Origin of the sequence: Paenibacillus sp. FSL A5-0031, assembly GCF_001956295.1 — a bacterium.
Taxonomy (GTDB): domain Bacteria; phylum Bacillota; class Bacilli; order Paenibacillales; family Paenibacillaceae; genus Pristimantibacillus.
In genome coordinates this window covers 165389-187628 of record NZ_MRTD01000004.1, presented here as the reverse complement: position 1 = coordinate 187628, position 22240 = coordinate 165389, and the positions used below count along the sequence as shown (strand labels likewise).

Here is a 22240-nt window from a genome sequence, read left to right as displayed (position 1 = left end):
AATGATTATAATCATTTTGTGCGTTGACAAAATGTGTACCCAGAATTATGATAGGTAGCCAACTGCCAAAAAATAGGTTGTATAAAGGGGTTTAACAAACAGAAACGAGGAGGGAACAACGATGCTAAAAACAGAAAAAGCTGCGGAAGCCGATAGGCCATCGCAGCAGATGAGCGAACAGGCTCGCAAGCAAGCGGACAAAGGAAAACAGAAGGCTGAGCTGAATGAGTCAAAAAGCTCCTACATTTGGGCGCTAAAGTTTTTGACGCCTTATAAGAAGCAAATCGCAGCTCTTGCGGCCTGCGGTACGATGGCGGTGCTCGGGGAAACATTAACGCCAAAGATGATCCAATATGTTATCGATCATGTCGTAGTCAACAAGGATACCTCGCTTTTTATGATGATTTTGGGAGCTCTTGTAGCTATTAATTTGCTCATGCTTATCGCCAAAAATTATCGTAATCTATTGCAGCGGACGATAGGAGAGCTTGCCTCTCGCGATATGCAAACGGCGATTTTCAAGCATTTGCGCAAGCTCGGCTTTGCTCATTACGAGCGGCACCCTGCGGGCGAGACGCTGTCGATGTTCAACTCCGAGGTAGCTTCGGTTCAGAAAATATACCGCAATGTCCTTCCGAGCGTCATCGAAAACTTGCTTTTTATAGCGGTAGCTATTTGTTTGCTGCTCAGCATTAGCGGCTGGTTATGCCTCATCATGCTGCCAACATTCGGGCTTTATTATTTGTTTGGGCCCTATTTTGAACGGAAAGCTTCCCTTTACGGGAGAGAATCCGGTCAATCACGAATTGCCTATAATCAATCGGTTTACGAAAGCATATCCGGCTTGCGCGAATTTCGAGCGTTTGGCTCGCAGCCCTGGTACCATGGACGGACGCTCGGGAAACATAAAGAGTGGTCGCATGTTTACTTGCTTGCTGCTACGTATAGCTTCGGGCGAGGCAGCTTTCGGCGGTTTACATTTTATTTGGGCGCCATTGCATTATTTATTACGGGCTACTACTCTCTCCAAAATAATTGGATTACATTAGGCGGTTTTATCGCCTTCACCCTCTTATACATGACGACGATGTTCCGCCTTACGCTGCTCGTCACCCAGCTTACGGAACAGAAGCTCATCATCCACCAAACGATTCCGCTATATAGATTCATGCACAAAGAAATTGAGATTGATGATCCGGCCGATCCCATCGCTCTTGATGAGGTACGCGGCGGACTTACGTTCGAGGATGTTTACTTTCAGTATCCGGAGCAGCCTCCTGTTATTAACGGCTTCTCGCTCACCATCAAGCCAGGAGAGAAGGTCGCCTTTGTAGGGGCAAGCGGCAACGGCAAGACTACGATGTTTAAAATGATTGGGCGTTTTTACGATCCGACTGCTGGCATGATTAAGCTGGATGGTGTACCTATACAGCAAATGACGCTAGAGCGTTTGAGAGAGTCGATCGGTTATGTATTTCAAGAAACCTATCTGTTCGGGTCTTCTGTCAAAGAGAATATTCGATTCGGCAAACCAGAAGCAAGCGATGAAGAAGTGATTGCAGCCGCCAAAGCTGCTTATGCGCATGATTTCATTATGCAGCTGCCCGAAGGCTACGATACGCTCGTTGGCGAGCGAGGCATGAAGCTGTCTGGCGGACAGAAGCAGCGAGTATCGATTGCGCGGATGTTTGTAAAGCAGCCAGCTATTATTTTGCTCGATGAGGCGACTTCGTCTCTAGATAATGTAAGTGAATATGAAGTGCAGCGTGCGCTTGATGAAGTACTGGTTAACCGTACGACGATTGCGATTGCACATAGGCTGTCAACAGTGAAGCATTTTGACAAAATTGTTGTCATTCACGAGGGCCGCGTCGCGGAGGCAGGAAGCTATGAAGAGCTGATTGTACGCAAAGGGCTGCTGTATGAGCTGGAAATCGGGCAATCCGAAGCAGTGGAAGAGAGGGTGGCACATGAAGTATCTTAAAATCTTTTGGTCGAACTCCGTTATGCTGAAAGGCACTTATCTCATTGTGCTGCTCTATCTCGCACTGGAGTCCGTATCCAATTATACGATTGTATATGTTCAAAAAATATTAATTGATGACGTGTTTACGGAAGGCAAGTATGAGCTGATGCCGATTGTCATCTCCATATTCGCGCTTGCAGGGCTCGTCTACTCGCTAATGTTTACGATGACGAGCCGAAGTCTCGTTCGCAATGAGTTTGCAGTCAGCCGCTCTTTGCTCTCCCGAATGCTGAAGCGGCTTGAAGGTGTACCTGTTGAACGGTTCCAAAATGAGCGGACCGGCAAATACGTATATTCGTTCACGCAGGATCTGTTCGTCTCGGCTAGCGTGATGGGCTGGCAGATTCCGCGCGGTATACAGGAGACGTTAAACCTTTGCATATTGATGACGATCATTGGCATTTCCAGCCCTATTTTGCTGCTTATGATTGTGGGGCTTTGTACGATATATGTACTCATCGGCTTTTATTTTACGCCCAAGCTGAAGGCGCAGGCTAGACAGGTAGCGGAGAAACGTACCGCGCTGCTGATACAAATTGAAGAGGGGGTAGCATCAACACGAGAAGTGGTTGCTTATCACCGATTGAAGTGGGAAATGAAGCTTTACGATAAAATGTTTGCGGAATACTTTGAGCAGGTAATGGCTGAAGGAAAACTCGTGAATCGGCAAATTCGCTACAGCGACCCGATGAAATGGGGCATTGGCATTCTTGTGCTTGGCTACTGCGGTATGCAGCTTATTCATGAACAAATGTCGATCGGAACGTTCGTCATCTTGTTTCAGTTTTCTACGCAAATGTCGGATTCCTTCTATAATCTATTTCAATTTATTATGGGCATGTCGTCGCAGCTTGCTAACGTGGACAGGGTTCAGCGTATTTTGGAAATGGAACAGCAAGATAAGGGTCAAAAGAGTATAGCGGGACCGATTGAGCAGTTGTCCTTTAAGGATACGAGCTTTCGCTATTCGCCAGAGCTGCCGGAGGTCATTCGCAGGTTTTCGGCTGATCTGCCGATCGGAAGCAAAATTGCTTTTGTAGGGACGAGCGGGGGAGGAAAATCAACCATTGCTCAGCTATTGGTTCGTTTCTTTGATGCGCCGAAGGGGACTTTTAAGCTGAACGATATGGACGCCCAAATCTTCAACCGCGAGCAGTGGGCGAGTAAGGTGTCTGTTGTATTCCAAGACCCGTATATGTTCTCTGATACCATTCGTGAAAATCTGATGTTAGGCAGAGACGAGGTCACCGAAGCGGATGTGAAGGAAGCTTGCCGTATCGCTCAGATTCATGATTTTATTCTGGGGCTGCCTGACGGTTATGACACGAATATTGGAGAGAGGGGCATCAAGCTATCCGGCGGACAGCGTCAACGTATTGCAATTGCACGGGCAATTGTCAGTGATCCGGAAGTTTTGGTGCTGGACGAAGCGACGTCAGCGCTCGATCTAGAGACAGAGCGTCAGCTGCTGGCTGGTCTAGAAGCAAGACGGAAGGGGCTGACGACAATTATGATCGCACATAGGTTGTCCACTATCGAGAATGCTGATGTGATTTTTGTTATGGATCAAGGATCGTTAGCCGAGACCGGCACCCATGAAGAGCTGCTCGCCACAGGCAAGGTGTATCAACAGCTGCTCATGGCGCAGCATTAGATGCAATTTATGAAGCAGCAAGCAAGTTAGGCTGTTTGTATGGAGGTAGAGCTGGAATCTAGATTTAGATTCCAGCTCTATTTTTAATATGTTTTACTTTTGAGGTTCATTGACGAGATGAGCTGCTTGAATAAGACTAGTTTCTAGCTCTATTTGCGCTGAAATGTTGATTTTGGTGAGAATAGAGCTAGTTTCTAGCTCTATTTCTAATTACTTCACACTTTAGAGGCACTTTGGCGAGAAAAGCAGCTTGAATAAGACTAGTTTCTAGCTCTATTTGCGCTGAAATGGTGATTTTGGTGAGAATAGAGCTAGTTTCTAGCTCTATTTCTGATCAGTTCACACTTTAGAGGCACTTTGACGAGATGAGCTGCTTGAATAAGACTAGTTTCTAGCACTATTTGCGCTGAAATGGTGATTTTGGTGAGAATAGAGCTATTTTCTAGCTCTATTTCTGATCGGTTCACACTTTAGAGGTACTTTGATGAGATGAGCTGCTTGGATAAGACTAGTTTTTAGTTCTATTTGCGCTGAAATGTTGATTTTGGTGAGAATAGAGCTAGTTTCTAGCTCTATTTCTGATCGGTTCACACTTTAGAGGTACTTTGATGAGATGAGTTGCTTAAATAAGACTAGTTTTTAGTTCTATTTGCGCTGGCTTGGTGATTTTGGTGAGAATAGAGCTAGTTTCTAGCTCTATTTCTGATGATTTCACGCTTTGGAGGTACTTTGACGAGTCGAGCTGCTTGAATAAGACTAGTTTCTAGCTCTAACTGCCTCGAAATGGTGGATATGGTGAAAATAGAGCTATATTCTAGCTCTATTTCTGATCAGTTCACACTTTAGAGGCACATTGGCGAGATGAGCTACTTGGATAAGACTAGTTTATAGAGCTATCTGCGCAGAAATAGTGAATTTGGTGAGGACAGAGCCACAAACCGCTAATTAGCTTCCCCGAACGGAGCGTATCCATGTTCACCAACCCGTCACACCTCCCAGCTGTATAGAAATGTCCATCCTTGAAAACAGGAAAGTCCATTCCGATCATCTGAAATTCGTGTAACATAGTGAATGTTGCTGATAATGGTTATCATTGAATGATGATAAGCGGAGGCAATGTATTTTTTTGATAATTAATGAGAATGATTATCTCTGATAATATTCGTGATGATTCGAGGATTGAGTATGAAGCTATGGTATCTTTTTGTCGTGCTTATTGTATTATCGATTACTTCTTTATTTATCGGAGTAAAAGACATCTCGCCGCTGGACTTGTTCAGTCTGACGGATGAGCAGCTTCAGGTTCTCACCATCAGCCGTTTCCCTAGGCTTATCAGTATTATAATTGCCGGCGTCGGCATGAGCGTTACAGGTTTGATAATGCAGCAGCTAAGCCGCAACAAATTTGTATCGCCAACGACCGGCGGAACGGATGATTCCGCTAGACTCGGTATACTCGTTGCCTTAATGGTGTTTCCATCGGCGAGTACGCTTGAGAAAATGCTGATCGCGTTTGCTTTTGCACTCGCAGGAACCTATCTGTTCATGAAAATTCTCGATCGTCTGAAATTTAAAGATACGATTTTCATTCCGCTGGTAGGATTGATGTTCGGTAACATCATCAGCTCTGTTACTACATTTTTTGCCTATAAAAATGATCTTATTCAAAACATCTCATCTTGGCTGCAAGGCAGCTTCTCGCTTGTGATGAGCGGACGTTACGAGCTGCTGTATGTGAGCCTGCCGCTGCTCGTAGTAGCTTATCTCTACGCGAACAAGTTTACCATTGCTGGCCTTGGCGAAGAGTTTTCAACCAATTTGGGAATGAATCATAAGCTTGTCGTTAACATCGGACTTGTAATTGTAGCTCTTGTATCGGTTATCGTCATTTTGACCGTCGGTACGCTGCCTTTCCTTGGCCTCATTATTCCGAATATCGTGACGCTGTATATGGGCGACAATTTGAAGAAAAACCTGTCGCACACGGCGGTGCTTGGAGCCATATTCGTACTGGTGTGCGATGTGCTTGGCCGCCTAATTATTTTTCCGTATGAAATTCCAATCGGACTCACGATCGGCGTTGTCGGAAGCATTATTTTTCTTTACTTGTTGATGAGGAGAAAGGCATATGAAGCTTAAACTAAGTTTGCTTGCGGTGCTGGGCGTCGCATTAATTGCCGTATTTTTGTTCATCGATCTTGGGACCCATTGGGATTATGCACTGCCAAGAAGATTGAAGAAGGTACTGGCGATTGTCGTAACCGGGGGCGCTATTGCTTACTCCACTATGATTTTTCAGACCATTACGAACAACCGTATTTTGACGCCGAGCATTATCGGGCTGGATTCCCTTTATATGCTGATTCAAACCTTCGTCGTTTTTACCTTTGGATCGATGAGTCTGCCAAGCACAAACAAGCATCTTAATTTTTTTATTACGATAGCGGCAATGATAGCATTCGCCCTGCTGCTCTATAAGTTTCTATTCAAAAGGGAAGGCAGAAATCTTTATTTCCTTCTATTAATAGGGCTAGTGATGGGCACATTGTTCGGGAGCATGTCGACGTTCATGCAGGTTCTTATTGATCCGAATGAATTTCTAATTGTGCAGGGGAAAATGTTCGCCAGCTTCAATAACGTCAACACGGATCTGCTTATCATTTCAATCATCATCGTCGCTCTTGTAGCCATTTACGGCATGCGGTTAAGCAAATATTTTGACGTGTTGTCGCTGGGCAAGGAGCATGCAGTCAATCTTGGCATTCCTTATGATTATGTTGTCAAAAGAGTGCTCGTCATCGTTGCCATTCTGATCGCTGTATCCACGGCTTTAGTTGGGCCGATTACCTTCCTTGGACTGCTCGTCGTCAACGTAGCCTATCAGTTCATGAAGACCTACCGGCATAGCTATCTCATTCCAGGAGCGATACTCATCAGCATCATTTCACTCGTAGGCGGTCAACTGCTCGTAGAGCATGTGTTCACGTTTGAAACGACGATTAGCGTCATTATTAACTTCATCGGCGGAGCGTACTTTTTATATTTGCTGCTAAGGGAGAAGAAAGCATGATAGAGGTTAAAAATGTTTCCAAATCATATGGCGGCAAGCCGGTTATTGAGGATGTATCGATTCGGATTTCGAAGGGAAAGGTCACTTCGTTTATCGGACCGAACGGTGCAGGCAAGAGTACGCTTCTCTCTATGATTAGCCGATTGTTAGCGAAGGACAGCGGCCAAGTGTTAATTGAGGGGAAGGAAGTAAGTAGCTGGAAAAGTGCTGACCTTGCCAAAAAGATATCGATCTTAAAACAGTCGAATCATATTAATCTTCGTTTAACGGTACGGGAGCTCGTCAGCTTCGGCAGGTTCCCTTATTCACAAGGCAAGCTGACGAAGGAAGATTGGCAGCAAGTAGATGAAGCCATTGCTTATATGGATCTTGTTGATCTGCAAGCCAAGTACCTTGATGAACTGAGCGGTGGACAAAACCAGCGTGCATTTATTGCGATGGTTATCGCTCAGAACACCGAATACATATTGCTGGATGAACCGCTCAACAACTTGGATATGAAGCACTCCGTCCAAATTATGAAGGTGCTGCGGCGGCTCGTTGAGGAGCTTGGCAAAACGGTCGTGCTCGTTATTCACGATATCAATTTCGCTTCTTGCTACTCCGATTATATCGTGGCGTTGAAGGATGGAAAGGTCGTCAAGGAAGGTTCAACCGAGACGATCATCGACAACGCCGTGCTTCATGACATCTATGACATGGACATACCGATTGAGCTCATAAACGGGAATCGTATCGGCGTCTATTTTAAGTAGTCATGAAAGATTTACTTACTTCCGGTTTTCAAGTTTTTCAATATAAAAAAATTGATTTAGGGGTGAATGTTTTGAAAAAATCTATACCTGTATTGGCTATTTTAGTCATTCTAAGCTTGGTGCTTGCTGCATGCGGCGCAAATAATAACGGAAATAAAGGTGCTAACAGCGCTACGAACACACCAGCCTCTGAAACACCTGCAACAGATGCACCTACAGAAATTACAGTTAAACATCAGCTTGGCGAAACGGTTGTCCCTGTTAATCCTAGCAAGGTTGTCGTATTTGACTATGGAACTCTTGATACACTAGACAAGCTAGGGGTAGAGGTTGCTTCACTTCCGCAAGCTAGCGTTCCTGCATACCTTGAAAAATTTAAAGATGCAAAATACGTAAACGCAGGCAGCTTGAAAGAGCCGGACTTTGAGAAAATCAATGAAACTGCACCTGACTTGATCATTATTTCAGGTCGTCAACAGGATGCTTACGAAGAGCTTACGAAGATCGCTCCTACGATTTTTATGGGTGTGGACAACAAAAACTTCATGGAGTCCTTTACGACTAACGTGAAAACACTGGCTCAAATCTTCTCTAAAGAAGCTGAAGCAGATACAGAGCTAGCAGCAATTAATGATTCCATTAAATCATTGAATGAAAAAGCAACAGCTTCTGGAAAAAATGGCCTTATTATTTTGGCAAACGAAGGTGCAATCAGCGCATATGGTAAAGCATCGCGTTTCGGTATCATTCATGACGTGTTTGGCATACCGGCTGTAGATGAGAACATTAAAGTTTCAACGCACGGCGACCCTGTAACGTTCGAATATGTAGCAGAGAAGGATGCTGATTACTTATTCGTTGTTGACCGCAATGCAGTGACAGAAGGATCAGGGGATGCACATTCTTCCGTTGAGAATGCTTTGGTGAAAAACACTAAAGCGTACAAAGAAGGAAATATCGTTTATCTTAATCCAGATTTCTGGTACCTTTCCGGCGGCGGACTTATCTCTGTAGCGGAAATGGTTAAAGAAATTGACGCAGCGATAAAATAATAGCAGCAAGCATAGATGGACTATGAAGGCTGGTGGCCTGCTTCCGCAACTGCGGCAGTAGTCATCAGCCTTTTTTTGCATACGAGCGGGTCTGTAGCTTATTAAATTTACTTTTTAGAGCCAAGCATTACAGCTATAATGTAAGGGAAGCCGAAGGGAGGAACGTTTGTGGCTAGTGTTTTGGAACTTCAGAGTATTAGGAAAAACCGCAGTGGTGATGGGAATGTTCAGCTGTTCGCAAATGTTTCTGCAACGATTGCTGATCCGGCTATTATTTCTATATTAGGTGTATCTGGACAAGGCAAAAGCACGCTGCTTCGTTTGCTTGCAGGTCTGGATAACGCCGATGAGGGTGATATCCGTTTACATAATGTTTCACAGCGAGAATTAGATCCAAGGATTTGGAGAATGAAGGTATGTTACGTTGCTCAGCAGTCCGTTATGCTGAATGGGAGCATTGAGCAAAATTTGAGAACCGTGAGTATGCTGCATCGCATGCCGTATGACGAGAAGCTCGTACGTCATATGCTGCCAAGGCTAGGGCTGGATCATCTTGATATGGGCAAAAGCGCCGAACAGCTGTCAGGAGGAGAGAAACAGCGAATCTCGCTGCTCCGTTCCTTGCTTCTTCATCCTACCGTGCTTCTTCTTGATGAGATTACCGCATCGCTTGACCGAGGCAGCAAGGAAATGGTGGAGGAAGTGCTGCGAGAGTGGCATCATCAAGAAGGGGCAACGATGCTTTGGGTTACACATGATTTGGAGCAGGCTCAGCAGATGAGCAGCTCGATATGGTTCATGGGGGAAGGAACGCTGCTGGAGAACAGCGACACGGCTGCTTTTTTTGAACATCCAACATCTGAGCTCGCACAAAATTATATAAAAGCGCCGATACAAAAGGAGCAGCCATGTCAATCGTAGCACTTAGCTTTACCTTGTTGTTTGTGATGATTACGATGCTTATCTCCGTATGGCAGAAGCTTGGGCTTGAGCGAGACATCGCGATTGGCACCATTCGTTCTGCGGTGCAGCTGCTGCTTGTCGGCTATGTGCTGCAATTTATTTTTAATACGAGCAATCCGCTGTTTATTACAATGATCCTTGTACTTATGATTAGTGTAGCGTCTTATCATGCTGGTAAAAGGGGAGCTGGACTGAAGGGCATCATTTGGAAAATCGCGATTGCGATCACATCGACAGAGCTGCTTATGATGGGACTGCTGCTCGGCTTTCGAATTATAGAAGCGACACCGCAATACATTATTCCGATTAGCGGCATGACGATCGGCAATGCGATGGTCGTTTCTGGTTTACTGCTCAATCAAATGAGAAGAGAGGTCGAATCCTCGAAAGGCGAGATGGAGACGCTGCTCTCACTTGGAGCGACAGCAAGGCAAGCGATTCAAGATGTAATGAAGCGATCGGTTAAATCGAGCATGATTCCGACGATAGACGGGATGAAGACGGTAGGGCTGGTTCAGCTTCCCGGTATGATGACAGGGATGATTATCGCTGGCGCGAATCCGATCGAAGCGGTTCGGTACCAAATATTAATTGTGTTTGCGTTCGCAAGCTCAGCTGCGGTTACGAGCATTATTTTAAGTTTATTAAGCTATAAGCTATGGTTTACGAAAGACCTTCGCATTCAAAATATGGAGCAAAAAGGGTGATGACCGTCGTGAACGTATATAACAGTGGGAAAAATTTAGTAAAGCAAATAGCCGGAACTGAACTTCCAGATCAAGCTTTGGCGTTATGGGCGCTTGGACAAGAGGGCTTTCTCGTCAAATGGAACAAAAAAACGATTTTATTTGATCCGTATTTGACAAACTGGGTGTATGAGATGGCAGGACCGCCGTGGTCACGAGCCTTCGAATCGCCGCTGTCGCCTTCGGATTGCCTCGATGTCGATTATGTCGTATGCTCCCACCACCATGAGGATCATATGGACAAGCAGACGCTGCAAGTTATTCAGCAATCATCCAAAACACGATTTATCGTGCCGAGAGCACATCTTCCGCTATTGAAGGAATGGGGTTTCCGTGATGAGCAGCTGATCGGTATTTCTCATGGACAATCGATTGAGCTTGCAGGCGGCATAAGGCTCGATGCATTCGCTGCCAAGCATGAACAGTTCGAACAGGATGAAGCAGGTGAACATAAGTTTCTAGGTTATGTTGCGAATTTTAATGGCATTCATCTTTATCACTCTGGCGATACCGTTGGTTTCCCAGAGCTTGTCACTTGGCTGCAAAGCAGACAAATCGATATTGCATTATTGCCGATCAATGGAAGAGATTTTGTTCGCAATGAACAGGGGATCGTCGGCAATTGCAATTATCGTGAGGCTGTTGAGATTGCGGTACAAATTCATGCTGATTTATTGATTCCGATGCATTATGGCTTATTTCCACACAATGATGAGAACCCGGCTTATTTCGTCGATTATATCCAGCGTCATTATCCAGCCCAGAAGTTCCATATGTTCGCACCTGGTGAGCGATTTATTTATATGAAATAATTTACGCTCAGCAGGGCAAAATGAGATGGGAATAAGGACTGGAGGTTGACGGATATGTCAAACAGAGGACTTGTGACAGCGTTGACGGCTGTTGGGACAGCCCAATTGCTTAAGCTGCCTGTACATTTTGCGAGAAGCGGCAAATGGGATGTGCGGAAAATTATTGGTTCAGGTGGAATGCCGAGCTCACATTCAAGCGGCGTTTCCGCGCTAGCTGCATACACGGCGACCAAGTATGGCGTAAAGACGCCGGAATTTGCCATATCTGCGATGCTTGGCATTATTGTGATGTACGATGCGATGAATATTCGCAGACATACAGGTGAAATTGCTGTGCAGGTAAATGATTTGGACGAGGATGTGGAGAAGCTGGCTGGCGAGCATCCAGGATTGTATCATGAGCGCAGGCGTGAACGGCTTAAGGAAAGTCTCGGTCATCAGCCTAGTGAAGTTTTAGCTGGCTCACTGCTTGGAGCACTTATCGGTTTCGTTGGAGCTTTGACGATTATCAAGAAATAAGGCAAGCAGCAATTGTAAAATGAACAGACAGGCTTAGCCGCGTTTTTTCGGCTTAAGCCTGTTTTTATTTGAATATAGGATTGCAGATGACTGACATTATCGTTAGTTATATAATGGTAAAAGATTTCAATTCTTATGCAGCATAAGGGGGAAATAAGGTGGCAGAGCAATTATTATGGATGCACGGAGCGCCGTATGCACAGGGAAATGCAGATGAGGATTGTCCAGCTATAACGCCTTATCTTGTAGATGGCGAGAATAGACCAGCAATTATCGTATGTCCAGGCGGTGGTTATGGCATGCGAGCGCACCATGAAGGAGAACCGATTGCACAGTGGTTGAACAGTTTAGGCATTTCTGCGTTCGTTTTGCGATATCGGGTGGCGCCTTATCAATATCCTTGCGCACTGCTGGATGTTCAACGGGCGATACGTACCGTCCGTTTCAAAGCAGAAATGTATCGAATTAATCCGAATAAAATAGGCATTCTTGGATTTTCAGCAGGCGGGCATTTAGTTTCGAACGCGGGGACAAGCTATGACCAAGGGAATGAAAATGCAGTGGATGTTATTGAACGACAGTCCTGCCGTCCGGATTTACTCGTCTTATGTTATCCTGTCATCACACTCAAAGACCCTTTTACGCATGAGGGCTCAAGAGAAAATTTGCTTGGCAAAGAAGCGAACCTGAATCAAATCGAACAGCTCAGCAATGAAACGCAGGTAACCCCTGATACACCGCCAACTTTTTTATGGCATACAGCAGATGATGGCGCCGTTCCTGTCGAGAACAGCCTTTTGTTTGCATCCGCGCTGAGCAAGCACCAGATTCCTTTTGATCTTCACGTGTACACGAAAGGACGTCATGGGCTTGGCTTAGCCGAGGATGAGGAGCATACAAAAGAATGGACGGCTGCTTGCGCATCCTGGCTAGCATTTAATGGGTACAAATAATAGCTGTAATCTACTATTCGCAGACGATTATTTGTCTGACGAAGCTGCCTTTTCGAGTCGTGCAGCGATCTAAGATGTTAAGGCCTGCGTTTGCAATAAGCTCGTCCATTGGATCAGCAGTCACAATGACAGCTTTGTTTGCGATTCGGCGAGTATGCTGCAGCAAGGAGAATTGTGCCTCAGGTGTCGTATTAGAGAAATGATTGTAAGGCATATCTACAATGGCTACATCATAATGGTCTGAGATATCAGCAATATCACCGCAAACGGCATCTGTTTCATATTCGAAATGAGCCAGGTTTTCACGTGTCCCGCGAATGATAAAATGATTGATATCTCGGCCGACGATGTTCATGCCCATAGACAGCGCCTCTACCAGTACCGTCCCAATGCCGCAGCAAGGGTCGATCGCTTTGATCCCGACTGGATTCGGGATAGCGATATTGGCTATGGCGCGCGCAATTCGCGTGCTGAGTGCAATGGAATAGCTGCGCGGTTTTTGCATGTGAGCGAGCCAGACGGCTTTGCTTTTTATATAATTGCCAAAGTACCAGCGTCCGCCCCAAGTTAAAATGCCAAAAACGCGATCAGGTTTGCGTACATCAGCCTCGCCTTCGATATAAACGCCAAGTTCACGTTCAATTGCGCGTTGTCCTTCAAAATCGATTTTGTTTTCCGCCGTCAGGTCATTCATTTTTAGGAAAATCACCTTAAATGTAGCCTCTCCTAATTGAATTTGCTTCACCTGCTCCAAAATATCCTCAAGCCGTTCGCCTTGATATAAAACTTCAAGCCGTTCTCTCATAAAAGGACTTCGATCGGGATGTACGTCTATTTCGCTAAACAAAAGATCAGTTTCTGATTGTTTTCCAAATAAAGAACGCATCTCCAAGCGGCATAAATCAGCCTCTTCAATGCGATAGCCATAGGTATATACGAATAGATTGTTTCTATTTTCCAAGTTATTGTCGCATCCTTTGTATAATTGAATTGAAGCCTCTAGTATACATGAAAAGGATGGGCGGACAAAGGAATGGCGATGTGCGATTAACGCTTAGTGTAGCGAATCAGTCGGTTATGAACGGTTTTTTTTCTACCAAAAAGCTTGAGAAACAGCAATGGCGATTGGCGCGGCAAGCGGAATTCAAAGTGATACAGCCATGCCGCAAGCTTGAATTTAAGCGTTAAATAATAAAGAAATGACTTGATGTTGCTGTAATTGTGAAGCCAGCCAAGCTCCTTCGTACTGTCTGTCATCATTTTAAGGTCGATGATTCTTGCCAAATCTTTTTTTGCAGGGGCGACAGGATTGTGTTTGAAATTGTTGATCAGCATCGAAAGGATCGTTTGGATGTGGTAGGACGCCATATCCTTTCTATAATGGGCATGCGCTAATAAACCGAATTTCTCGGATAAGCTCTTTCGCAGCTGGTACTGCAGAACAAGGCTTTCTTCAAGATAATGTTTATAGGGAGAACGTATCAGACTGTTCAGATTGTTAACCGTGTTGTGAAAATACAAAGGGTCCGGAATCGCGCAGACACGATCAGAGGCCAGCAAGGCTTCCAAATGGAAAATGGTATCTTCTCCTACCGTTAATCCCTCGTTGTACAGAATCTCGTTTTTTTCAAGCGATGCGCGAAGAAATAGACTGCGCCAAGTAAAACACAGGTCATTATTAGAATGAACAGCTGCGGCGCTTAGTATTAAATCTTTGCCGTTCATAACGGTATGCAGCCGAAAGCAGGGCGATACGTTCTGTTTGGTTGGAATTGTCGCGTAACCTCCAATCAACACTTCGCAAGCATGCTCTTCTGCCATGGCGTATAGCTTTACGAAAAAAAGCGGATCGATTTCATCATCAGCATCAAGAAAGGCGACGTATTTGCCGCTTGCCGCTTGTAAACCGGTATTTTTGGCGCTGCTTGCACCGCCGTTTGGCTTGTGAATCACTTTAACTCTATTGTCTGTTATAGCGAATTCTTCGCATATCGCGCCGCTGAGATCAGTGGAACCGTCATTGACGAGCAGCACCTCAATATTTCGAAAAGGCTGATTAAGAATGCTTTTCAAACAGGGACGCAGCCAATTTTCAGCATTGAATATAGGTACAATCGCACTTATCGCGTAATTCATAGGCTACACCTCTGACGTGTTCGATCGTTTGAATTTCATAAAGCAATGTTCAAAATAATCATATCATATTCGTTATAAAGAACAACCTCTTATTTTTAAACCAATTATTATCTCTAGCACAAATAAGTGGTAATATGAACAGATGAGGAGAGGGGTGACAGGACTGAAAATTAAAATAAGATGGTTTGTCGTCGTGTTTCTCATTGCGGGAAGCTGGCTAGGAAACCTTTGGTATTTTCAGAGCATGCAGCTGAAGGAGGCGCTGTTTCTAAAGCATGACAGCACCATAAATGGGAGCACTGGTGAAATACTTGATTTTACATTTTTTGAAAATAAACAAGCATCTAATAAAGTAAGCAGCATTCAAATAGAAGAACTGCCCGAATTTCGATTTCAAATTTATAAAAGAAACATACATACTCATCAATCTGAGATGCGAGCCTCTGGACAATTGATGCCAGATCTTATCAACGAGGATAGGAAAATACCGTTCACAATAAGAGAGATTACGGTGTATTACGAGAAAGGGCAGTCTAGAAAAGTTCCGATTGGTGAAATTAATGTCGTGTGGAATAAACGAGAAAGCATACTGGACTTTGCTTCGGGAAGCTCATCCTCAAATGGCTCTGGAAGCTATAAGGTTTATGTAAGGAAAACGGCTGTTTTGGAGAAGATTGAATATACGTTCAGCGACAAAGTGAAGCCATGGTTCAAGCTTGATCTATCAGGGAAGCCGCTTGCGTCGGTTGAATTCCCTATGAAGCTGTCGCAAGATGATTCATTAGCATTTACATATCAATGGTCTATTCCGGATAATGAGCCCGAAGCCGTCTCGATGTTTAAATCCAAAATCATTCTTCATTTCAAGCTGGAAGATGGACAGGAAATGATTGAGGATATTCCGATTAATCATAACCTTAATTTTAGTGAGCGGCAGCTGAAGCGTTTAGTCCGTACGGGAGGTGAAATGCATTGAGCACCCCTTTCAGACGTGAACTAAGGAGACTTGGCTGGGGCCTTGTTATTGCAATGATTGATATAAGGATTGGATACTTTGATTTGCTGCCTGACATTATAGGTTACTTGATGGTTTTGTCAGCCCTGCAGCATCTGGGCTCCATGCACCCGGCATATAAAAAAGCGAAGTACATTTCTATTGTTCTGGTCATTCTTACTATTCCAGTTCTGTTTATCCAAACAAATGTAATGATTACGGAATTTTCGTCTATACCGCTCGCCGTCCATCTCTATTCGCAACTGCTGTTTATTCTTCATATTTTGATGGCGTATTGGATTTTCAATGGACTTATTGAAATGCTGAAACAGGATGGGGCTGTTCAGTTGTTGGATACTGCGATTAGCCGCAGAAATACTTATTTGGTGTTCAACATTTTAATGGTTATAATATATCCGTTCTTGTTGAATGTAGAAGATAGCTGGGTCATGCTGTTAATCGCTTTTGGAATATTGTTATTCATTATGGAGCTGCTATTTCTTCGATTGCCATTTCGAGTCTCAAATGTTAGAGAGAAAAGGTCGTTGAATTAGCGGAAAAGGGGGATCTCATGTCTTTTGTAAAACGGTTGCGATGGTTTTTTAAGGATAGATGGGGCAGCTATGCGCTTGCCATAGGCATTATGGCGTTAGTTAGCCTGCTTTCCACAATACCGCCTAATCTAATTGGACGAACGGTTGACAACATCCGCGATGGCCAGCTGACCTCAGCTGGTTTAACGCAGACGGTGTTGATACTAGTTCTGCTTGCGTTATTTCTTTATGTCATGGTCTATATATGGATTACGACGCTGTTTGGCAATTCGGCGCTTATCGAGAAGGTGCTGAGAGGGAAGCTGCTCGCAAATTTAACAAGGATGACGCCTGCTTTCTTTCAGCGCAACAGCACGGGACAGCTGATGGCGCTCGCGACTAATGATGTACTCGCAATTGGCCAGACAGCGGGATACGGTGTAATGACGCTCGTCAACACGCTGGTAGGGGCATCGGTAGTCATTATTATGATGATTTCATTAGTCAGCTACAAATTAATGATCGCGGCACTTATTCCGCTTCCGTTGCTGGCAGTCGTAATTAGCAAGCTGGGCAAAAAAGTAAGAACCCGCTTTCTGGACGCGCAGGCTTCCTTTGGGAAAATGAATGAACATGCGCTGGAATCGATTTCGGGCATACGCGTTATTCGCTCGTACGTGCAGGAAAACAATGATCTTGTTGCATTTGATCATGTAACCTCAGAGGTTATGAACAAAAATAAACGAGTCTCGATTCTAAATGCGATGTTTCAGCCGATTATCTCGTTAATTGTAGGAGTCAGTTATTCGATTGGAATAGGTTATGGCTCATATCTCGTATTCCAAGACGAGATTTCACTTGGCCAGCTCATTTCCTTTAATATCTATTTGGGCATGCTCATTTGGCCAATGATTTCGTTTGGCGAGTTTATTAATGTGCTGCAGCGCGGCAGTGCTTCTGCTGACCGATTGGACTCGGCGTTAACGCAAAAGCCGGATCTTCAAGATTCAGATAAGCCTGTTGCCATTAAGTTGCCTACGCGCATTGAGATGAAGCAGCTCACCTTTACTTATCCTACGGCTAGCCAGCCTAGCTTGAACAATGTATCCTTTCAGCTTGAACGAGGCCAGACACTTGGAATCGTAGGGAAGACGGGGAGTGGAAAGAGTACGCTGCTTAAGCAGCTACTGCGTCAATATCCGCTTGAAGCGGATCGTTTAATGATAGCGGGAGTTCCAGTTGAGCAAATTGAGATAGACCAGATGAGACGCTGGATTGCCTATGTGCCTCAGGAGCATCTGCTTCTCTCCAAGACCATTCGAGAAAATATTGCGCTAGGCAAGCCGAACGCAACGCTAGACGAAATCGCTCGAGCGGTTCAAATGGCTTCTTTTACAGAAGATATTGCACAAATGCCAGAAGGACTTGAAACGGTCGTTGGGGAAAATGGTGTCATGCTCTCAGGTGGACAAAAACAGCGGCTGGCGATTGCTCGGGCATTGCTCGTTGATTCAGAAATATTGCTGCTCGATGATTCACTTTCGGCTGTTGATGCACGGACGGAAAGCCGAATTCTTCACCATATTCGTTTGGAGCGTGAAGGAAAGACGACATTTATTACGACTCATCGCCTATCAGCGGTTAGCCACGCGGACTGGATACTTGTGCTGAATGAGGGCCGAATCATCGAAGAAGGCACTCATGAAGAGCTGATGCTGTTTGGCGGCTGGTACAAGGAACAATGGGAACGGCAGCAAATGGAAGCTAGCTTGGAAGAATAGGAGGCTTAGAATGCCAAAACAATCAACGGCGAGAAGACTATTCGCATATGCTCTCGTCTATAAGTTTAGAATTATCGGCGCCCTGCTTATTCTGTGCTGCGCGGTAGGTGCTGAGCTCGGCGGACCTTTTATTATAAAAACGATAATCGACAAGCATTTATCCGTCGGCGGGAATGATATCATGCCAGTTCTCGGGCTGCTGGGCGTTTATATGGGGCTGCTGCTTGTTGCAAGTATTAGCAATTTCTCGCAATCCTATATTTTGCAGACGACGGCGCTTCGCATTATCAAAAATATGCGTATGGATTTAATGAGTCATATCCAGCGAATTCCGCTGCGCTACTTCGACAATACGCCGATCGGGCAAATTGTATCGAGAATTGCGAACGACACAGAGGCGGTCAGGGATTTATTCATGAGCTTCATGGCGACCTTTGTTGTCAGCTTCGTACAGCTGCTCGGTATTTTTACTGCATTGTTTATCTTGGATGTGCGGCTAGCGATGTTTTGCTTGTTATTGCCGCCGCTCTTCGCGATCATTATGGTTATACATTTAAAATACTCAAAGAAATACATTACGATTATGCGCGCACGTCTCAGCGACATGAATGCGATGATCAACGAATCGATTGTCGTTATGCCGATTATTCAAGCCTTTCGCCGCGAGAAGGTGACGCTCGAAGAGTTTGAGGTGCTGAACGAGGATCGTTACATTAACCAGATCAAGCAGTTTAGAGTTTTCTCTTTGTCTTCAAGAAACATTGTGGGCACCATTGGAAGCTTGGTAACAGCGATGGTTATTTGGTACTTTGGGCGTGCTTCACTGGAAACAGCAATTCTTTACGGCGTGTTTTATGCTTTTATCGATTATTTGGGTCGTATTTTTCAGCCGATTATCGGTATCTTCGATCAATTGACGAATGCACAGCGTGCTTTTGTTTCTGCGGAGAAGGTATTTGCAATATTAGACATGGAAGGCATGGAGGTCGAAGAGGTAGCTCAGGTGAAACGTCCGGATGGTGTCGTGAAATTCGATAACATTACGTTTGCGTATAAAGAGGGCGAAAACGTTCTGAAGCAAATTTCATTCGAAGCGCGCAGGGGAGAGACGGTTGCATTAGTCGGTCATACCGGTTCGGGCAAAAGCTCGATCATGAATCTGCTGCTTGGCTTTTATGAGCCGGACAAAGGGAACATTACGATTGATGGACGTAATATAGCGACGTATTCGAAGCAGGAGCTGCGCAAGCATATGGGCATTGTGCTGCAAGATCCGTACTTGTTCGCAGGCGACATTAAATTCAACGTCAGCCTGTACAACAAGGACATCACAATAGATCGCGTGAAAAGCGTGCTGAAGGATGTTGGGGCGGCAAATTTTGTAGAGCAGCTGCCTGGCGGTTATGATGAGCCAGTGGTTGAGCGCGGCAGTACGTTGTCTTCGGGACAGCGGCAGCTTATCTCCTTCGCTAGAGCTTTAGCCTTCGATCCTTCTATACTTATATTGGATGAGGCGACAGCCAGCATCGACAGTGAGACGGAGGGGCTGATTCAGCAAGCCTTGAAGGTGGTCAGTGAAGGCAGGACAACACTAATTATCGCTCATCGCTTGTCCACCATTCGAGAGGCGAATCAGATTCTCGTCTTGCATCGCGGTGAAATCGTGGAGCGCGGCAATCATGATGCTTTAATGGCGCTGCGAGGCAGATATTATAAAATGTATCAACTGCAGAAAGGCGAGAAAGTATCGACTGAGACGTCCGCTGTTACGATGGAAACACAAGGACGATAGAAGTTTACTTTTAACGCTTAGAATAGGAATGAGAATAGCGGCAGCCATGGAATTATTCCGAGGCTGCCGCTGCTATGTTATGACCTTATAGAGTCATATATTTTAAACCATGTGCTGATTTAGTTGAAATCGACTTCATTTATGTGATCTCTTGTATCACTTGTTAGACTGCGGCTGAAGTAGAAACTCTTCCACTTGTTTGCGATGATGCTCGTCATGCTGGATAAAATCAAAGATTAAATATCCGATCGAATAGGGAGCTTTCGTTTGTGGACAATGTGTATTTCCGTGTACAGTGATAGGATGAAAAAATTGCTGCTCAGTCATTTCGGTTAATTTTTGCACGAGCTTTTGTCTTGTCTCCATCGCTTGATTCAAAATTTCAGAAGGCAATATGCCCGATAATGCGTAAGCCGAGGAGGCAGCATTATATTCATCGTGGTTCGGGAATTCAACATTGCTGTTTTTTTCAGCTTCGAGCAGTACGCTTGTTATGAAATATTGATCCCATCTGTCTAAATGGGCAATGATTTCTGCGGCGGACCATTTGCCTTCCTTGATCGGGTTAAGCCATGCTGGTTCAGGTGCGATATGGGATAAGGATGAATACCACGGCGCCAAGCTGCCAAACTGTTGAATAAGTTCATTTTGTTTAATCATATAATCCTCCTACAATCAGATATAACTGAATTGTAGAACATAAACCACGACAACTGCCTGTCATCGTTTCGTTCCTTTTTTTTAGCTGTAAAGCCGCCATATATTTTTCGCTCTATCTCGGATGATATCCCTCACATATATCGGCTCCATTACTTCCACGGTATCCCCGTAGCTCAAAATCATGCCATAAACCCATTCATCCTCAGGATAAACGATTTCAACAAACATTGTACCGTCGTTCTCGCAGCGAATGATTCCTTCTTGAAAAGAATCTTCGACTCTCACCTTAACGCTAGGTTGAAAACGCATCACCAAATGCACCGTCTTCGTATTCATTTTCCATTCGGCTTCAATGGCTGCAGCGTCATAAGCGGCGATTTCGCGGTCGAAAAATTCGGAGATGACAGCTAGTTTTCGCATTCTTGATAGTCGATAAAGCTTTGTTATATTTTTGTCTCTGCAATAGCCATACAAATACCAATGGAACCCTTTATGAACGACGGAAGCCGGCTCCACGACAGCTTTAGCTGAGCAGCCTTGGGAATTGGTGTAGTCAAAAGTTACGACCATTTTCTTCTGAATGGCCTGTCGAAGGAGAGTTGTTTTTTTCTTCTCCTCCTCATTGCAGCCCCATGAGGATAAATCAATAATCCATTGTTCCAGTGCTTTGTCTGTATAATGAATATCGCTTTTTTTCAATAGGGCTCGCATCTTCTCCAGCGTACGGGCAACATCAAGATCATCCGAATGGCTTTGCAGCCCTTTTAGCCCTGTCATTACGGAAACGAGCTCATCTTTAGTGAGAACCTGATGGCTTAAGCGGTAGCCTTCCATAATTTCAAAACCTCCGAGCAGTCCGGGGAATGAAAGAATGGGGATGCCTGCCATATTAATAGCTTCCATATCCCTCTGAATCGTTCGGTTTGAGACTTCAAACTTCTGGGACAATACCGAAGCACTTGTTCTGCCGTGATTCAATAAATAAATGATAACAGCGAGCAATCGTTCTATTTTCAAAGTAATCACCTGTGAATGTGGATTTATTGTAGAGAGTAGTGCTTGTTGGGTTTGGGGCGGCTGGTTCTGATGAATATAGGAGCAACGAGCAGTGACTGAATGCTAATGAAACCAGAAGCAACGAGCAGAGACTGAATGCTAATGAACCCAGAAGTAACGAGCAGCGACTGAATTCTAACGAACCCAGAAGTAACGAGCATAAACTGAATGCTAATGAACCCAGAAGTAACGAGCAGAGACTGAATTCTAGTGAACCCAGAAGTAACGAGCAGATACTGAATGCTATTGAACTCAGAAGCAACGAGCAGAGATTGAATTCTGCCTAGCCTAGAAGCAACGAGCATAAACTGAATTCTAACGAACCTATATGCTGCTATTTGCAATAATCAGGTCCTAAATAAATTCTAACGAACTCAGATAACGTTATATGCGTAAAAAAGAGCTCATTTACATCAATTGAGGTCTATTAAAGCTCCCTAGGTTCGTTAGAACTAAAAAGGTAGCATTTTAAAGCAAATAAGGTGTTTGGTGTTCGTTAGTTTTCAGTTGTGGGGAACTATTGCCCATCCTTTCATTTTCAAACTATTTCGATAAGCCTTTATTTTTGCTATTAAATCCTATGAATATCGTATCTTTCGACATATTAATAGGAGTTTCGTAGAGAAATTAGAAGGGCAACACATCTCTAGGCACGCTTAAGTATTTGAAAATATTGTAACATTAAGCTTGAATATACGGAAAGAACCACTTCGGCATTTATAAAATAGACAAAATGAC

The 22240-nt window shown here is 44.5% G+C and carries 19 protein-coding genes; 15 read left to right on the top strand and 4 right to left on the bottom strand.

The genetic code is table 11. The features are described 5' to 3' along the window. Positions 1-121: 121 nt before the first annotated feature. The 11 genes from BK120_RS09200 to BK120_RS09150 all read left to right on the top strand — a co-directional run bounded on the left by BK120_RS09200 (position 122) and on the right by BK120_RS09150 (position 12550). Complete coding sequence (locus BK120_RS09200; protein WP_083681789.1) at positions 122-1984, top strand: ABC transporter ATP-binding protein; 1863 nt, start codon at positions 122-124, stop codon at positions 1982-1984. After that, entirely contained in the window at positions 1971-3680 is a 1710-nt protein-coding gene (locus tag BK120_RS09195) for an ABC transporter ATP-binding protein (RefSeq protein ID WP_076267198.1), read from the top strand. The genes BK120_RS09200 and BK120_RS09195 overlap by 14 nt, the downstream gene beginning before the upstream one ends. A gap of 1185 nt (positions 3681-4865) precedes the next feature. After that, positions 4866-5819: an ABC transporter permease gene (locus tag BK120_RS09190; RefSeq protein ID WP_076267197.1), complete on the top strand. Its 954-nt coding sequence runs from the start codon at positions 4866-4868 to the stop codon at positions 5817-5819. Continuing rightward, on the top strand, positions 5809-6750 hold the full coding sequence (locus BK120_RS09185) for an iron chelate uptake ABC transporter family permease subunit (RefSeq protein ID WP_076267196.1): 942 nt from the start codon (positions 5809-5811) through the stop codon (positions 6748-6750). Before BK120_RS09190 ends, BK120_RS09185 begins: the two co-directional genes overlap by 11 nt. After that, on the top strand, positions 6747-7505 hold the full coding sequence (locus tag BK120_RS09180; RefSeq protein ID WP_076267195.1) for an iron ABC transporter ATP-binding protein: 759 nt from the start codon (positions 6747-6749) through the stop codon (positions 7503-7505). The genes BK120_RS09185 and BK120_RS09180 overlap by 4 nt, the downstream gene beginning before the upstream one ends. A gap of 71 nt (positions 7506-7576) precedes the next feature. After that, positions 7577-8557, top strand: a complete 981-nt coding sequence (locus BK120_RS09175) for a siderophore ABC transporter substrate-binding protein (RefSeq protein ID WP_076267404.1) — start codon at positions 7577-7579, stop codon at positions 8555-8557. Between the two features lie 168 nt (positions 8558-8725). Next, the gene (locus tag BK120_RS09170; protein WP_083681785.1) at positions 8726-9478 is read left to right on the top strand and encodes an ABC transporter ATP-binding protein; all 753 of its coding nucleotides are present in this window, start codon (positions 8726-8728) and stop codon (positions 9476-9478) included. Beyond that, on the top strand, positions 9466-10227 hold the full coding sequence (locus BK120_RS09165) for an ABC transporter permease (protein WP_076267194.1): 762 nt from the start codon (positions 9466-9468) through the stop codon (positions 10225-10227). Before BK120_RS09170 ends, BK120_RS09165 begins: the two co-directional genes overlap by 13 nt. Beyond that, positions 10227-11078, top strand: coding sequence for an MBL fold metallo-hydrolase (locus BK120_RS09160; RefSeq protein ID WP_076267193.1), 852 nt, complete (start codon positions 10227-10229; stop codon positions 11076-11078). Before BK120_RS09165 ends, BK120_RS09160 begins: the two co-directional genes overlap by 1 nt. Before the next feature lie 54 nt (positions 11079-11132). Continuing rightward, positions 11133-11597, top strand: coding sequence for a divergent PAP2 family protein (locus tag BK120_RS09155; protein WP_076267192.1), 465 nt, complete (start codon positions 11133-11135; stop codon positions 11595-11597). Positions 11598-11776: 179 nt separating this feature from the next. Further along, on the top strand, positions 11777-12550 hold the full coding sequence (locus BK120_RS09150) for an alpha/beta hydrolase (protein WP_076267402.1): 774 nt from the start codon (positions 11777-11779) through the stop codon (positions 12548-12550). A 13-nt stretch (positions 12551-12563) separates the two neighbouring features. Here the strand turns inward: BK120_RS09150 and BK120_RS09145 are convergent, their stop codons facing one another. Both BK120_RS09145 and BK120_RS09140 read right to left on the bottom strand, forming a co-directional pair. Continuing rightward, positions 12564-13511: a TRM11 family SAM-dependent methyltransferase gene (locus tag BK120_RS09145; RefSeq protein ID WP_076267191.1), complete on the bottom strand. Its 948-nt coding sequence runs from the start codon at positions 13509-13511 to the stop codon at positions 12564-12566. Positions 13512-13597: 86 nt separating this feature from the next. Further along, positions 13598-14686, bottom strand: a complete 1089-nt coding sequence (locus tag BK120_RS09140; protein WP_076267190.1) for a glycosyltransferase — start codon at positions 14684-14686, stop codon at positions 13598-13600. 154 nt (positions 14687-14840) lie between these two features. Between BK120_RS09140 and BK120_RS09135 the strand changes: the two genes are divergently transcribed. Genes BK120_RS09135 through BK120_RS09120 form a run of 4 tightly spaced genes read left to right on the top strand, consistent with a single transcriptional unit; the run spans position 14841 to position 19786 of the window. Further along, positions 14841-15662: a hypothetical protein gene (locus BK120_RS09135; protein ID WP_076267189.1), complete on the top strand. Its 822-nt coding sequence runs from the start codon at positions 14841-14843 to the stop codon at positions 15660-15662. After that, a complete protein-coding gene (locus BK120_RS09130) occupies positions 15659-16234 on the top strand; it encodes a hypothetical protein (RefSeq protein WP_076267188.1) in 576 nt (191 codons plus the stop codon). Before BK120_RS09135 ends, BK120_RS09130 begins: the two co-directional genes overlap by 4 nt. 17 nt (positions 16235-16251) lie before the next feature. Continuing rightward, the gene (locus tag BK120_RS09125; protein ID WP_076267187.1) at positions 16252-17994 is read left to right on the top strand and encodes an ABC transporter ATP-binding protein; all 1743 of its coding nucleotides are present in this window, start codon (positions 16252-16254) and stop codon (positions 17992-17994) included. Between the two features lie 10 nt (positions 17995-18004). Next, positions 18005-19786, top strand: coding sequence for an ABC transporter ATP-binding protein (locus tag BK120_RS09120; protein WP_076267186.1), 1782 nt, complete (start codon positions 18005-18007; stop codon positions 19784-19786). Between the two features lie 156 nt (positions 19787-19942). Here the strand turns inward: BK120_RS09120 and BK120_RS09115 are convergent, their stop codons facing one another. Further along, positions 19943-20446, bottom strand: a complete 504-nt coding sequence (locus BK120_RS09115) for a DinB family protein (protein ID WP_083681781.1) — start codon at positions 20444-20446, stop codon at positions 19943-19945. 81 nt (positions 20447-20527) lie between these two features. Beyond that, on the bottom strand, positions 20528-21463 hold the full coding sequence (locus BK120_RS09110) for a helix-turn-helix transcriptional regulator (protein WP_076267185.1): 936 nt from the start codon (positions 21461-21463) through the stop codon (positions 20528-20530). Positions 21464-22240 lie beyond the last annotated feature (777 nt).

Bases quoted from the DNA above. Each gene is read 5' to 3' on its own strand.
- BK120_RS09125 (WP_076267187.1), top strand. From the start codon at position 16,252: ATGTCTTTTGTAAAACGGTTGCGATGGTTTTTTAAGGATAGATGGGGC.
- BK120_RS09190 (WP_076267197.1), top strand. From the start codon at position 4,866: ATGAAGCTATGGTATCTTTTTGTCGTGCTTATTGTATTATCGATTACT.
- BK120_RS09155 (WP_076267192.1), top strand. From the start codon at position 11,133: ATGTCAAACAGAGGACTTGTGACAGCGTTGACGGCTGTTGGGACAGCC.
- BK120_RS09165 (WP_076267194.1), top strand. From the start codon at position 9,466: ATGTCAATCGTAGCACTTAGCTTTACCTTGTTGTTTGTGATGATTACG.
- BK120_RS09180 (WP_076267195.1), top strand. From the start codon at position 6,747: ATGATAGAGGTTAAAAATGTTTCCAAATCATATGGCGGCAAGCCGGTT.
- BK120_RS09150 (WP_076267402.1), top strand. From the start codon at position 11,777: ATGCACGGAGCGCCGTATGCACAGGGAAATGCAGATGAGGATTGTCCA.
- BK120_RS09115 (WP_083681781.1), bottom strand. From the start codon at position 20,446: ATGATTAAACAAAATGAACTTATTCAACAGTTTGGCAGCTTGGCGCCG.
- BK120_RS09120 (WP_076267186.1), top strand. From the start codon at position 18,005: ATGCCAAAACAATCAACGGCGAGAAGACTATTCGCATATGCTCTCGTC.
- BK120_RS09200 (WP_083681789.1), top strand. From the start codon at position 122: ATGCTAAAAACAGAAAAAGCTGCGGAAGCCGATAGGCCATCGCAGCAG.
- BK120_RS09195 (WP_076267198.1), top strand. From the start codon at position 1,971: ATGAAGTATCTTAAAATCTTTTGGTCGAACTCCGTTATGCTGAAAGGC.
- BK120_RS09140 (WP_076267190.1), bottom strand. From the start codon at position 14,686: ATGAATTACGCGATAAGTGCGATTGTACCTATATTCAATGCTGAAAAT.
- BK120_RS09160 (WP_076267193.1), top strand. From the start codon at position 10,227: ATGACCGTCGTGAACGTATATAACAGTGGGAAAAATTTAGTAAAGCAA.
- BK120_RS09185 (WP_076267196.1), top strand. From the start codon at position 5,809: ATGAAGCTTAAACTAAGTTTGCTTGCGGTGCTGGGCGTCGCATTAATT.